Below are 12,633 nucleotides of genomic sequence, written 5' to 3'. Positions count from 1 at the left end.
ACAATTATTTTAAACGTAATTGTTCTTTAATACTGTTGACATCTGATTCATGTACTAAAGTAGAATGTGTCAACTTAAGCTTGCGCTTTTTAGACTTTTTGGTCAAAATATGACTCTTAAAAGCGTGCTTTCTTTTGATTTTACCCGTACCGGTAAGCTTAAAACGCTTTTTGGCACTGGATTTTGTTTTCATCTTAGGCATTTTCTCCTCTTTATATTAAACCGAAACAACTTCGGTATCCCGCTTAAATTATTTACTTCTTCGTTTTTGGAGCGATAAACATCGTCATGCGTTTACCTTCCAGTTTTGGCATCTGTTCCACTTTTCCCAGTTCCTCCAGCTCTTGTGCCAATTTCAATAATAATATTTCGCCTTGATCTTTATAGACGATGGAACGACCTTTAAAAAAGACATATGCTTTTAGTTTTGCACCATCTTTCAAGAATTTTTCGGCATGTCGCTTTTTAAATTCATAATCATGGTCATCCGTCTGTGGACCAAATCGTATTTCTTTAACGATTACCTTAGTGGCCTTGGCTTTCATTGCCTTGTCCCGTTTCTTTTGCTCATAAAGAAACTTCTTGTAATCTATTATTTTACAGACCGGTGGATTTGCTTTGGGCGAAATTTCCACTAAATCTAATTCCAGCTCATTGGCCTTGGCCATCGCTTTAGAAATTGGATACACTCCAACTTCTACATTATCTCCAACAAGTCTAACTTCTGGAGCTGTAATGTTTGCATTAATATTATGAGGGTTTTTATTTTCCCTCCTAGGTTGGGGCCTAAATCTTCTTCGTATTGCTATGACGTATACTTTTTAATTAAACTAAATTTTGTTAAAACGACTTTAAGGTACTATTTATTTCAGTAGTTACCAAGTCGGAAAATGCACTTACATTCAAACTTCCAATATCCTCTCCTCCATGCCTTCTTACCGCTATCGTATTGGATGCTTCTTCTTGCTCACCAACGATAAGCATAAATGGTATTTTCTTTAGCTCAGCCTCACGGATTTTCTTCCCTACCGTCTCATTTCTACTATCAACGAGCGCGCGAATTTCGTGATTTTCTAAAGAACTTAAAACTTTTTCTGCATATTTTTCATGTTTCTCACTGACTGGCAATAATATAGCTTGAGTAGGAATAAGCCATAATGGGAAATTACCCCCCGTGTGTTCCAGTAATAATGCGACAAAACGCTCCAAACTTCCAAAAGGTGCACGGTGAATCATGACGGGTCTGTGCAGTTCATTATCACTACCCTTATAGGTGAGATCGAAACGTTCCGGTAAATTGTAATCTACTTGAATGGTGCCAAGCTGCCAATTTCTGCCTAGGGCATCTTTGACCATAAAATCTAGCTTTGGACCATAAAAGGCAGCTTCTCCACTTTCGACTACATAAGTTAGTCCTTTTTCATCCGCTGCATTAATAATTGCTTGCTCTGCCCTTTCCCAATTATCAGGTTCTCCGATATATTTTTCTGGCTTGCCTAGGTCACGAACTGAAACTTGGGCCGTAAAATTTTCAAACCCAAGAGAGCCCAATACATATAAAGAAAGATCTATTACTTTTTTGAACTCATCATTTAGTTGGTCTGGAGTGCAGAATATATGTGCATCATCTTGAGTAAAACCTCTCACCCTTGTAAGACCATGTAATTCGCCGCTCTGCTCATATCGATACACGGTACCAAACTCTGCATATCGTTTTGGAAGATCCTTGTAACTGAAAGGGCTACTATTATATATTTCGCAATGATGTGGACAGTTCATTGGTTTCAAGAGAAATTCCTCATCCTCTTTTGGAGTATGTATAGGTTGAAAACTATCTTCCCCATATTTGGCATAGTGTCCAGATGTTACATAAAGTTCTTTTTGTCCAATATGAGGAGTTACTACCATTTCATAGCCTGCTTTCTTTTGGGCTTTTTTCAGAAATTGTTCAAGTCGCTCCCTTAGAGCAGCACCATTTGGTAACCACAAAGGTAATCCCTGACCAACCTTTTTGGAAAAAGTGAAGAGTCCTAACTCCTTTCCTAATTTTCTATGATCTCTCTTTTTCGCCTCTTCTAAAAGTTCAAGGTATTGTGTAAGTTCCTTTTGCTTTGGAAAAGAAATACCATAAACTCTGGTAAGCTGTTTGTTGTTTTCATCACCTCTCCAATATGCACCAGCGACACTTAGTATTTTGATAGCTTTTATGATACCCGTGTTGGGAATATGACCACCGCGACATAAATCCGTAAAAGAACTGTGGTCGCAAAAAGTTATGGTGCCATCCTCCAGATTTTCAATCAACTCTACCTTGTATTGATTATTTTGCTCTTTATAAAAATCCAATGCCTCTGCTTTAGAAACACTTCGCATTTTATAATCGTGTTTGCCTCTCGCTATTTCTAAAGCTTTTTTTTCTATGGCAGGAAAATCCTTTTCAGAAATTGATTGCTCTCCAAAATCTACATCATAATAGAATCCATTTTCAATAGCTGGTCCTATTGTTAATTTTATACCTGGATATAATTCTTCAAGCGCTTGAGCAAGAACATGTGAAGTAGAATGCCAAAAAGCCTTTTTTCCTTCCTCATTGTTCCAAGTATACAAAGTAAGGTTTCCGTCTTGGGTAAGAGGAGTTGTCGTTTCAACAATAGTATCATTGAACTTTGCAGAAATAACGTTTCTGGCCAATCCTTCGCTAATATCTTTTGCAACTTCCATTGAAGTAGTGCCTTCAGAAAATTTCTTTACTGCCCCATCTGGCAAGGTAATTTCAATCATTTGTTCTCCGTTATTTTGGATAGTTTGCAAAGATACTATCTTGAGTTGATGCCTACAACAGATAAATGCTTTCAAGCATATTGGTCTTTTAATCAATAACTTATCTTTAAAATAGTGAAATAGCATATCGCTAAATCATGTTTTTTATTTTTAAGTAATTGATTTTTAAATAATTATATTTTTTTTGATTTTTTTTTCAAATTTGTTTGGTGGTATCATTTAAACCTTTCTATATTTGCACCCGCTTAGCTGATAAGGCAGGCGTTGAAAAGGGGAAGAATTGAGCTATCAGGTAGATTATATTTTTCTTTTTTTTCGGGATTGAAAGAAGTTCATATACATATTGTACAGACAGCGTAAAAGAGAACAGAGAAGAACCATTTTGATGCAGGGGCTTGGTATTGTCCGGGAGTTGAATAGATATTTAACGATAGACAATGAAGAGTTTGATCCTGGCTCAGGATGAACGCTAGCGGCAGGCCTAACACATGCAAGTCGAGGGGTAACATTTGTGCTTGCACAAGATGACGACCGGCGCACGGGTGCGGAACGCGTATGGAACCTGCCCCTGTCAGGGGAATAGCCCAGAGAAATTTGGATTAATGCCCCATGGTATCGTTTTGACACATGTCGATGCGATTAAAGATTTATCGGACAGGGATGGCCATGCGTACCATTAGCTAGTTGGTGGGGTAACGGCCCACCAAAGCTACGATGGTTAGGGGCCCTGAGAGGGGGATCCCCCACACTGGTACTGAGACACGGACCAGACTCCTACGGGAGGCAGCAGTGAGGAATATTGGACAATGGTCGGGAGACTGATCCAGCCATGCCGCGTGCAGGATGACTGCCCTATGGGTTGTAAACTGCTTTTATACGGGAAGAAACGCGCCTACGTGTAGGCGTTTGACGGTACCGTAAGAATAAGGACCGGCTAACTCCGTGCCAGCAGCCGCGGTAATACGGAGGGTCCGAGCGTTATCCGGAATCATTGGGTTTAAAGGGTCCGTAGGTGGGCCATTAAGTCAGGGGTGAAAGTCTGCGGCTCAACCGTAGAATTGCCTTTGATACTGGTGGTCTTGAGTCGTTGTGGAGTTGCCGGAACATGTGGTGTAGCGGTGAAATGCATAGATATCACATAGAACACCGATCGCGAAGGCAGGTAACTAACAACGTACTGACACTGATGGACGAAAGCGTGGGTAGCGAACGGGATTAGATACCCCGGTAGTCCACGCCGTAAACGATGGATACTAGCTGTCGGGTTTTCGGACTCGGCGGCCAAGCGAAAGTGATAAGTATCCCACCTGGGGAGTACGTTCGCAAGAATGAAACTCAAAGGAATTGACGGGGGCCCGCACAAGCGGTGGAGCATGTGGTTTAATTCGATGATACGCGAGGAACCTTACCAGGGCTTAAATGTAGTATGACAGGGGTAGAGATACCTTTTTCTTCGGACATATTACAAGGTGCTGCATGGTTGTCGTCAGCTCGTGCCGTGAGGTGTCAGGTTAAGTCCTATAACGAGCGCAACCCCTACCGTTAGTTGCCAGCATGTAAAGATGGGGACTCTAACGGGACTGCCGGTGCAAACCGTGAGGAAGGTGGGGACGACGTCAAATCATCACGGCCCTTACGTCCTGGGCCACACACGTGCTACAATGGCCGGTACAGAGGGAAGCCACCAAGCAATTGGGCGCGGATCTATAAAACCGGTCACAGTTCGGATCGGGGTCTGCAACTCGACCCCGTGAAGCTGGAATCGCTAGTAATCGGATATCAGCCATGATCCGGTGAATACGTTCCCGGGCCTTGTACACACCGCCCGTCAAGCCATGGAAGCCGGGAGTGCCTGAAGTCCGTCACCGCAAGGAGCGGCCTAGGGCAAAATCGGTAACTAGGGCTAAGTCGTAACAAGGTAGCCGTACCGGAAGGTGCGGCTGGAACACCTCCTTTCTAGAGAAAGTGACGACCGGAAGGATTCCGGGCCCGTCATCGGGATGGTCCTTTTTTCTCTTATGCTGTCTTATGATATGTTTCAAATACTGGCAAATTAGGCCAAACAGTCTCATAGCTCAGCTGGTTAGAGCGCTACACTGATAATGTAGAGGTCGGCAGTTCGAGTCTGCCTGAGACTACTGTAGGGCAGTCTAGTGGCTGCTCATGTTCATTAGATATTGAAGGAAATTCTGGAAGTTAGCGTTCACGTTAAAAATAGGAGTGTGGTTATAGTTGGTACTGACGACTATCGGCTGACGACTAACAACTGAAACGGGGGATTAGCTCAGCTGGCTAGAGCGCCTGCCTTGCACGCAGGAGGTCATCGGTTCGACTCCGATATTCTCCACGGTACAATAGGTAATGTTCAATTGGCAATAACCAATTTTGGAATTGTGGATTGTTGACTGATAATTGCGAATTGTAAAAAGTTCATTGACATATTGGGACGGAAGCACAACGATTTAGAGTCGTTATGTGGAAGTCAAAGAAGAAACACGAAGTAGAATAGAATATAATAAAGGATTACGAGGGCATTTGTGCTTTATGTACAGGTGCGACAAGCAAAATAAGGGCGTATGGGGGATGCCTAGGCTCTCAGAGGCGAGGAAGGACGTGATAAGCTGCGAAAAGCCACGGGGAACTGCACACGAGTGTTGATCCGTGGATATCCGAATGGGGCAACCCGGCTGGTTGAAGGCCAGTCACCCCGCAAGGGGGGCGAACCCGCTGAACTGAAACATCTAAGTAGGCGGAGGAAGAGAAAACAAAAGTGATTCCGAGAGTAGTGGCGAGCGAAATCGGATTAGTCCAAACCAATGTTGTTCCGGCAACATTGGGGTTGTAGGACCGTGTTGTTCGATGCATTGCGAACTAGAACTGTTTGGAAAGACAGACCATAGATAGTGATAGTCTAGTATAGGTAAGCAATGTTATCGATAACGGTATCCTGAGTAGTGCGGGGCACGTGAAACCCTGTATGAATCCGGCGGGACCATCCGCCAAGACTAAATACTCCTGAGAGACCGATAGAGAACCAGTACCGTGAGGGAAAGGTGAAAAGAACCCTGAACAAGGGAGTGAAAGAGACCCTGAAACCATACGCCTACAAGCGGTCGGAGCGGATTCGTCCGTGACGGCGTGCCTTTTGCATAATGAGCCTACGAGTTACTTTTACTGGCAAGGTTAAGCACTTCAGGTGCGCAGCCGCAGCGAAAGCGAGTCTGAACAGGGCGCCACAGTCAGTAGTAGTAGACGCGAAACCGTGCGATCTACCCATGGGCAGGTTGAAGCTGTGGTAACACACAGTGGAGGACCGAACCCGTTGACGTTGAAAAGTCTTGGGATGACCTGTGGGTAGGGGTGAAAGGCCAATCAAGCTCGGAAATAGCTCGTACTCCCCGAAATGCATTTAGGTGCAGCGTTCATATAGTTATATAGAGGTAGAGCTACTGATTGGATGCGGGGGCTTCACCGCCTACCAATTCCTGACAAACTCCGAATGCTATATAATGATTATGTGCAGTGAGGGCATGGGTGCTAAGGTCCATGTCCGAGAGGGAAAGAACCCGGACCATCGGCTAAGGTCCCCAAATATGTGCTAAGTTGACAAAACGCGGTGGAACTGCATAGACAGCCAGGATGTTGGCTTGGAAGCAGCCATTCATTTAAAGAGTGCGTAACAGCTCACTGGTCGAGCGGTTCCGCATGGATAATGATCGGGCATAAGCACATTACCGAAGCCATGGCTTTGTATTTATACAAGGGGTAGGGGAGCATTCCATTCTGCGTAGAAGCGGTCCTGCGAGGAACCGTGGAGCGTATGGAAACGAAAATGTAGGCATAAGTAACGATAATGCGGGCGAGAAACCCGCACGCCGAAAGACCAAGGTTTCCCCGGCCATGCTAATCAGCCGGGGGTCAGTCGGGACCTAACACGAACCCGGAAGGGGCAGTGGATGGACAAGCGGTTAATATTCCGCTACCCGCAATACGATAAAAGTGACGGGGCACCGGAGTTGGTGCGTGCTGACGGAATAGCACGTTGAACCTTCGGGGATAGTACGACAAGGCCACGGCCGCGTCGATAATCCAGCGTAGGTGCCTCCAAGAAAAGCGAGTATTGCGGCCCGTACCGTAAACCGACACAGGTGGTCGGGATGAGTATTCTAAGGCGCTCGAGAGATTCATGGTTAAGGAACTAGGCAAAATAGACCCGTAACTTCGGGAGAAGGGTCGCCCCCTTTGGGGGCCGCAGTGAATAGGCCCAGGCGACTGTTTATCAAAAACACAGGGCTCTGCCAAATCGAAAGATGACGTATAGGGCCTGACACCTGCCCGGTGCCGGAAGGTTAAAGGGAGATGTTATCCGCAAGGTGAAGCATTGAACTGAAGCCCCGGTAAACGGCGGCCGTAACTATAACGGTCCTAAGGTAGCGAAATTCCTTGTCGGGTAAGTTCCGACCTGCACGAATGGTGCAACGATCTGGGCACTGTCTCAACCATGATCTCGGTGAAATTGTAGTATCGGTGAAGATGCCGGTTACCCGCAGTGGGACGAAAAGACCCCGTGCACCTTTACTATAGCTTCGTATTGACCCTGGGCAAGGGATGTGTAGGATAGCTGGGAGGCTTTGAAGCTGTGTCGCCAGGCATGGTGGAGCCATTGTTGAAATACCAGCCTTCGTTTGTCCGGGGCCTAACCTCTAACGAGGAACAGTGCGTGGTGGGTAGTTTGACTGGGGTGGTCGCCTCCAAAAGAGTAACGGAGGCTTCTAAAGGTGCCCTCAATACGGTTGGCAATCGTGTGCAGAGTGCAATGGCACAAGGGCGCTTGACTGTGAGACATACAGGTCGAACAGGTAGGAAACTAGAGCATAGTGATCCGGTGGTTCCGCATGGAAGGGCCATCGCTCAAAGGATAAAAGGTACGCCGGGGATAACAGGCTGATCTCCCCCAAGAGCTCATATCGACGGGGGGGTTTGGCACCTCGATGTCGGCTCGTCACATCCTGGGGCTGGAGAAGGTCCCAAGGGTTGGGCTGTTCGCCCATTAAAGTGGCACGCGAGCTGGGTTCAGAACGTCGTGAGACAGTTCGGTCTCTATCTACTGCGGGCGTTAGAGATTTGAGTGGTGCTGGCCCTAGTACGAGAGGACCGGGCCGGACCGACCGCTGGTGCACCAGTTGTCCCGCCAGGGGCATCGCTGGGTAGCTAAGTCGGGACGGGATAAGCGCTGAAAGCATATAAGCGCGAAACCCGCCACAAGATGGGATCTCTTTAAAGGGCCGTGGGAGATGACCACGTCGATAGGCCACAGGTGGAAGCGTAGCGATACGTGCAGCCGAGTGGTACTAATTGCCCGTATGCTTGCGCACTGCCCCTCGGCAGTTCTTTATCATATCGCAACCCTTTTTGTTTCTTGTTTGACGGCACTGCCGTCCCATTATGTTAAGATATTGCTCTTGGAACCGGCCGATGGATTTTGGTCCTGTCCCCAAGAGACCCTGAAACAAGTTCAGGGCAAGCTTTAGGTGGCCATGGCGACGGGGCCCACCCCTTTCCATTCCGAACAGGGAAGTTAAGCCCGTTTGCGCCGATGGTACTGCTATACCAAGTGGGAGAGTAGGTCGCCGCCTTCCTCGACGTCCCGTACATCCGTACGGGACGTTTTTTTGTTTTAGACTATCTTTAGAAAAAACAAAACCAATGCTCAAACTTCAATTAACTTTCTGTATTTTTCTTATTACTATTTTTACTTTTTCACAAGAGAATCAACTCAAAGCTTTGGTTGGTGGGACTCTAATAGATGGTTTTGGTTCTGATCCAATCAAAAATAGTGTGGTTTTGATAGAGGGTGACCGTATTAAAAAGGTAGGGACTGTTGAAACACTACCTATTCCTGAAGATGCGCAAATTATTTCAACTGAAGGAATGAGTGTACTCCCAGGACTTTGGGATATGCATGTACATACCATGATTAATGGCCATGCCGATTATGCATATTGGGACAAAACATATCCGCCTTTATTCAAGGATGTAATTATGCCTGCTTCCGCTCATCAACTTTTGATGGCAGGTGTTACCAGCGCTCGAGATTTGGGAGGGCCTTTAGAGGAAAGTATAGCAGTAAGAGACGCAATAAATAATGGTGAAATACCAGGAGCGACTCTATATGTGTCTGGACCTTTTATTCAACACAAACCCTATCCGGGAACGGAAGATTTTCGTTGGGGTGTAAGGGGAGCTGAAGATGGAAGAAAAAAAATCAGAAAACTTGCTAGAGCAGGAGTAGATGTAATTAAGCTTATTGATCAAGATAAAATGACGATGGAAGAGGTTGAAGCAGTAGTAGATGAGGCACATAAGAACAATCTAAAAGTAGTTGCTCATAGTCATAGACCCGAAGAAATTAGAAGAGGATTAAAAGCTGGAGCAGATTGTTTTGAGCATACAGGTTTATCTTCTTCGCCAAGGTATCCTGATGATATCATGGAAATGATAAAGGAACGTACGGCAGATATGAGTCAAGGACCTTTATTTTGGTGTCCCACTGTAGAAGGTTTGTACAATTACGAATATGTAAGGGACAATGGAGAGCATTTGGATAACGATTCATGGCATAGGGGATTACCCGATTCTGTTATAGCTGATATCAAAGAGAGTATCAAGCATCCTGATAGACTGCCTTATTTTCAATTGACACCTTCAAGAAAACCTACTTTAAAAACTAAAATACATCAACTACTTGAAGCTGGAGTGGTATTAATGATTGGTACGGATAGTGGTATTCCTATGAAATTTCATAGTCAATCAACCTGGAACGAATTGGATGTATGGGTGAATGAATTTGGTATTGATCCTATGTACGCTATTAGAGGTGCAACCTATTGGCCCGCACTTTGGATGGGAGTTGCGGATGAAGTGGGTACGGTTACTCCAGGTAAATATGCTGATATCATTGCAGTAAAAGGAGATGTGCTCCGACATATTAGTTTATTGCAGGATGTTGATATGGTAATCAAGCACGGAAAACAATATAAATAGGTTTACTTGGCTCTGAATCCCAAATCTGTTGTAATTGAGGAAAAGTGGAATTGTTATTCCCATGCTTTAGGCGTTATTCTTACGCTGATTGGATTTGTTTTTTTTCTTCAGAAAGATTTAACCGAATTGCCATACCTGTTTGGTAGTATAATTGTCTATAGTATTTCACTTATACTATTGTTTACTGCATCTACGATGTATCATGGTGTACTAAATCCAAAATTGAAAAAGAAACTAAGGATTCTAGACCATATCAGTATTTACTATTTGATTGCAGGAACTTATACTCCTGCCTGTTTAACAATACTTTCCGATTCCAAGGGATGGTTGCTTTTTTATCTTGTATGGGGAATAGCACTTTTTGGTACAGTTTTAAAACTTTTTTTTACGGGAAGATTTGAAGTCTTTTCCTTAGTCCTTTACGGAATTATGGGATGGCTGATCGTCATAGACCTGCCGTTCCTATTAGAGCATGTAACAAGATTACAATTGACGTATTTAGCCCTTGGTGGCACTTTTTATACTATTGGTATTATTTTCTATACGATTAAAAAAATACCCTATAATCATCTTATTTGGCACTTTTTTGTATTGGGAGGGGCTATTAGTCATTGGTTTATGATTTATGGAATAGTTTGATGGCCTTTCTAGACCAAATAAGCAATTCCCACCCCCAAAACAATTACCAAAACCTTCCTTAAATTAAAAGAATGCCCTTGTGAACTTTCAAAAAGAATGACCGTAGAAATATGAAGAAATACCCCTATGGCCAAGCTTGTAAAAATATAGCCATAGGATTCCATCCACGGTGCTTGAGCAAGATAGCTTCCAATTGGTGTCATCAAAGAAAATACACCTATGAACAGAAATACCAAACTCTTTTTGAGATTTGAACGAAGTAAAAAAATACTTAGAATTATGGCTACAGGAATTTTATGTATAATGATTCCGTACAATATAGAATTGTTCTCATGAACAGGAACTCCTTCTATCAATGCATGTACAGATAAGCTCAGAAACAATAATAGAGGAAATTTGTTTTCCTTTAAATCCAAATGTACATGGCCATGTTCAGCTCCCTTGGAAAAAAACTCTAAAAATATCTGAAGTAATATTCCTGATAAAATAAATAAAGCAATGGTTTTTGGATGATGTCCCTTGTACACACTTGGCAGTAACTCAAAAAAAGTAAGCGCCAATAAGAATGCCCCACTAAAAGCCAATAAGAGCTTTATACTTTTTTTGTTCTTCGGTCTGATTATACGCACAAAAATAAAGCTGGCCAAAACAGCCAATACGGGAACAATAAATATGGTGATATAGGAAAAATCCATTGACTAGATTGAAGGCGCAAAAATAGCCTATTTTTACCAAAATTTTTTATAACGGCATGTCGGGAAATTTTAAAATGTTGGCAAAAACCCTGTATGGTTTTGAACCTATCTTAGCAAAAGAATTACGAAACCTTGGTGCAGGAAATGTGGAAGAAGGTGTAAGGAACGTGACTTTTGATGGGGATACAGGGTTTTTGTACAAGGCAAATCTCTGTTTGCGGACAGCTTTGAAAATAATGAAACCAATTTCAAGATTTCGGGTATTTAACGAAAAGGAGTTGTACAGACAGGTTTACGATATTGACTGGGCAGATTTTTTTGACCATGATAAAACTTTTGCAATCGACACTACCATGAATTCTGAGGTATTCAATAATTCTCTATTTGTTTCGCAAAGAGCAAAGGATGCCATTGTAGATAAGTTTAGGGCAGCTACACGACAACGCCCCAGTGTAAATACACATGATCCAGATATCCGAATCAATATCCATCTGTACAAGAATTCCTGTACAGTTTCTCTTGATAGTTCTGGCGCATCACTGCACCAACGTGGTTATCGTATATCGACCAATATTGCACCGATCAACGAGGTCTTGGCTGCCGGTCTTCTGCTTACTAGCGGTTGGGACGGAACCACAGATTTTTTAGATCCTATGTGCGGTAGTGGTACTTTCTTGATAGAGGCTGCGATGATAGCCTGTAACGTTCCCGCTAACATTAATAGAACGTCTTATTCCTTTATGCATTGGAACGATTTTGATGAGGAACTGTATGGAAAAATTATCGCTGCTAGCCTGAACAAAACCCGTGAATTTCATCATAAAATCATTGGATACGACAAAGCTCCTTCTGCAACACGAAAAGCACAAGAAAATGTGGATAACGCAAATCTTTCAGAATACATTGCAATAGAACGAAAGGACTTTTTTAGAACTGAGAAACCAGTTGATACTAAATTGCATATGGTTTTTAATCCGCCTTATGGGGAGCGTCTTCAAATTGATGTTGAGGATTTTTATGCAAAGATTGGAAATACCTTAAAACAAAATTATCCGGGTACAAACGCTTGGTTGATAACCTCCAATCTAGAGGCGTTAAAGCATGTAGGTCTTAGACCTTCAAGAAAGATAAAGACTTTTAATGGCAAATTGGAGTCTAGATTGGTCAAATACGAAATGTATGAGGGAAGCAAAAAGGCGAAATATAAAACTGATACTAAATGAAACCTAAGCACAAAGCATTGCTATTCAATTTTATTGCCTTTGTAATTCTATTTCTTATCGCTCGTTTGGCTTTGGGATATTATTTACCGATCAATCCTATTTTTTTGGCCGTAACCTCAGCAATCATTGCCAATATATTAGCTCCTAAGTTTGGCGCAATCAAAACAGACGAAGGCGAAAAGGTATTGATGAAATGGATTTTTATTAAAGGTATGCGAGAAATATGATTTTATGGTCGTACCTAATTTTGA

General features: G+C 43.2%; 8 protein-coding genes, 2 tRNA genes and 3 rRNA genes. 9 read left to right on the top strand and 4 right to left on the bottom strand.

Going from position 1 to position 12,633, the window contains the following annotated elements:
- Nucleotides 1-4: 4 nt before the first annotated feature.
- The 3 genes from rpmI to thrS are packed head-to-tail and all read right to left on the bottom strand — an operon-like array spanning nucleotide 5 to nucleotide 2,781.
- Nucleotides 5-202, bottom strand: coding sequence for a 50S ribosomal protein L35 (gene rpmI, locus LV716_RS01055; RefSeq protein ID WP_046744547.1), 198 nt, complete (start codon nucleotides 200-202; stop codon nucleotides 5-7).
- 52 nt (nucleotides 203-254) lie between these two features.
- Nucleotides 255-803 (bottom strand): translation initiation factor IF-3, encoded by a 549-nt coding sequence (infC, locus tag LV716_RS01050; RefSeq protein ID WP_255674477.1) that lies wholly within the window; start codon nucleotides 801-803, stop codon nucleotides 255-257.
- Between the two features lie 37 nt (nucleotides 804-840).
- A complete protein-coding gene (gene thrS, locus LV716_RS01045; protein WP_163419765.1) occupies nucleotides 841-2,781 on the bottom strand; it encodes a threonine--tRNA ligase in 1,941 nt (646 codons plus the stop codon).
- A 434-nt stretch (nucleotides 2,782-3,215) separates the two neighbouring features.
- Between thrS and LV716_RS01040 the strand changes: the two genes are divergently transcribed.
- From LV716_RS01040 to LV716_RS01010, 7 genes are all read left to right on the top strand, one after another.
- Nucleotides 3,216-4,737: ribosomal RNA gene (locus tag LV716_RS01040) — 16S ribosomal RNA — on the top strand.
- A 108-nt stretch (nucleotides 4,738-4,845) separates the two neighbouring features.
- Nucleotides 4,846-4,919 (top strand) — tRNA-Ile (locus LV716_RS01035).
- Between the two features lie 135 nt (nucleotides 4,920-5,054).
- Nucleotides 5,055-5,128 (top strand) — tRNA-Ala (locus LV716_RS01030).
- 207 nt (nucleotides 5,129-5,335) lie between these two features.
- Nucleotides 5,336-8,156 (top strand): 23S ribosomal RNA (locus LV716_RS01025).
- Nucleotides 8,157-8,308: 152 nt separating this feature from the next.
- Nucleotides 8,309-8,420: ribosomal RNA gene (rrf, locus tag LV716_RS01020) — 5S ribosomal RNA — on the top strand.
- The 16S, 23S and 5S rRNA genes sit together here with 2 tRNA genes alongside, the layout of an rRNA operon.
- Before the next feature lie 67 nt (nucleotides 8,421-8,487).
- Entirely contained in the window at nucleotides 8,488-9,825 is a 1,338-nt protein-coding gene (locus LV716_RS01015; protein WP_163419427.1) for an amidohydrolase family protein, read from the top strand.
- Between the two features lie 6 nt (nucleotides 9,826-9,831).
- Nucleotides 9,832-10,464 carry a hemolysin III family protein gene (locus LV716_RS01010; RefSeq protein WP_163419425.1) on the top strand — a complete coding sequence of 211 codons (633 nt, stop codon included), beginning with the start codon at nucleotides 9,832-9,834 and terminating at the stop codon, nucleotides 10,462-10,464.
- Nucleotides 10,465-10,472: 8 nt separating this feature from the next.
- Here LV716_RS01010 and LV716_RS01005 read toward each other — a convergent pair whose 3' ends face one another.
- Nucleotides 10,473-11,159, bottom strand: coding sequence for a ZIP family metal transporter (locus LV716_RS01005; protein ID WP_163419424.1), 687 nt, complete (start codon nucleotides 11,157-11,159; stop codon nucleotides 10,473-10,475).
- Nucleotides 11,160-11,215: 56 nt separating this feature from the next.
- Here LV716_RS01005 and LV716_RS01000 point away from each other — a divergent pair, with 56 nt between their 5' ends.
- Nucleotides 11,216-12,382, top strand: a complete 1,167-nt coding sequence (locus LV716_RS01000) for a class I SAM-dependent RNA methyltransferase (protein WP_163419423.1) — start codon at nucleotides 11,216-11,218, stop codon at nucleotides 12,380-12,382.
- Entirely contained in the window at nucleotides 12,379-12,609 is a 231-nt protein-coding gene (locus LV716_RS00995) for a hypothetical protein (protein WP_163419422.1), read from the top strand. The genes LV716_RS01000 and LV716_RS00995 overlap by 4 nt, the downstream gene beginning before the upstream one ends.
- Nucleotides 12,610-12,633 lie beyond the last annotated feature (24 nt).

Origin of the sequence: Flagellimonas sp. HMM57, assembly GCF_021390175.1 — a bacterium.
Lineage (GTDB): Bacteria > Bacteroidota > Bacteroidia > Flavobacteriales > Flavobacteriaceae > Flagellimonas.
The sequence above is the reverse complement of the archived record's forward strand: the minus strand, read 5'-3'. Positions and strand labels throughout refer to the sequence as shown.

Coding starts and splice junctions, on each gene's coding strand:
- LV716_RS01000 (WP_163419423.1), top strand. CDS start 11,216: ATGTCGGGAAATTTTAAAATGTTGGCAAAAACCCTGTATGGTTTTGAA.
- thrS (WP_163419765.1), bottom strand. CDS start 2,781: ATGATTGAAATTACCTTGCCAGATGGGGCAGTAAAGAAATTTTCTGAA.
- LV716_RS01005 (WP_163419424.1), bottom strand. CDS start 11,159: ATGGATTTTTCCTATATCACCATATTTATTGTTCCCGTATTGGCTGTT.
- LV716_RS01015 (WP_163419427.1), top strand. CDS start 8,488: ATGCTCAAACTTCAATTAACTTTCTGTATTTTTCTTATTACTATTTTT.
- rpmI (WP_046744547.1), bottom strand. CDS start 202: ATGCCTAAGATGAAAACAAAATCCAGTGCCAAAAAGCGTTTTAAGCTT.
- LV716_RS00995 (WP_163419422.1), top strand. CDS start 12,379: ATGAAACCTAAGCACAAAGCATTGCTATTCAATTTTATTGCCTTTGTA.